The sequence below is a fragment of the Mesorhizobium sp. M2A.F.Ca.ET.067.02.1.1 genome (assembly GCF_004023285.1).
Classification (GTDB): domain Bacteria; phylum Pseudomonadota; class Alphaproteobacteria; order Rhizobiales; family Rhizobiaceae; genus Mesorhizobium.
The window spans coordinates 1-609 of sequence record NZ_RZSB01001359.1; the positions used below are offsets into that span (position 1 = coordinate 1).

Genomic DNA, 609 nt, shown 5'->3' on the forward strand with positions numbered 1-609 from the left:
CGCGTACATAGGAGCGCATTTTGCCGAGTCAATCGCCAAGGGCGCTGAAAACGGACGCGGGGAGGCCGGATCGCGAGACTGTGATCGAGGGCGGCCTAGGCCGGGCCACGGCTGCCGATCAAGGGCTTGGTATGACTGCTATTTCTGCTTCAGCCGGCGGAAGCGCAGCCATTTGTCCTCGGTCGGCCGCGGCGGCTGGGTGAGGATCGTGGTGAGCTCGCGCGGCAGGCTGGGAGCGAGGGGCTTCTTGGTGGCGACGCCGTCGGCGATCGCAACCACGCTGTGATAGAATTCCTCGCCGGAAAGCGAGCGCGGCGGCTGTGCCTCGTGCATGACGCTGATGACGGTGACGTTCGGACAATTGTCCTTGATCGCCTGGTGGAAGGCTATCTTGCCATCGGGGTCGAGCGCGCCGGTCGCCTCATCGAGGAAGAGAAGCCCGGGCTGCTGCAGGATGATGCGCGCGACCACCAGCTTCTGCTTCTGGCCGCCCGAAAGCACCTGATCCCAGATCTTGCCTTCGCGGCTCTCGTCGGCCAGGTGTTCGATGAAGTCGCCGAGACCGGCCTTGTGCAATGCCGCCGCTACCTGAGTGTCGCTATGGTCGTT

General features: G+C 64.4%; 1 protein-coding gene. It reads right to left on the minus strand.

What is annotated here, in order from left to right:
* Nucleotides 1-138 precede the first annotated feature (138 nt).
* Nucleotides 139-609 (minus strand): ATP-binding cassette domain-containing protein (locus EOA28_RS37815; protein WP_128315951.1); only part of this gene is annotated, 471 nt, incomplete at its 5' end.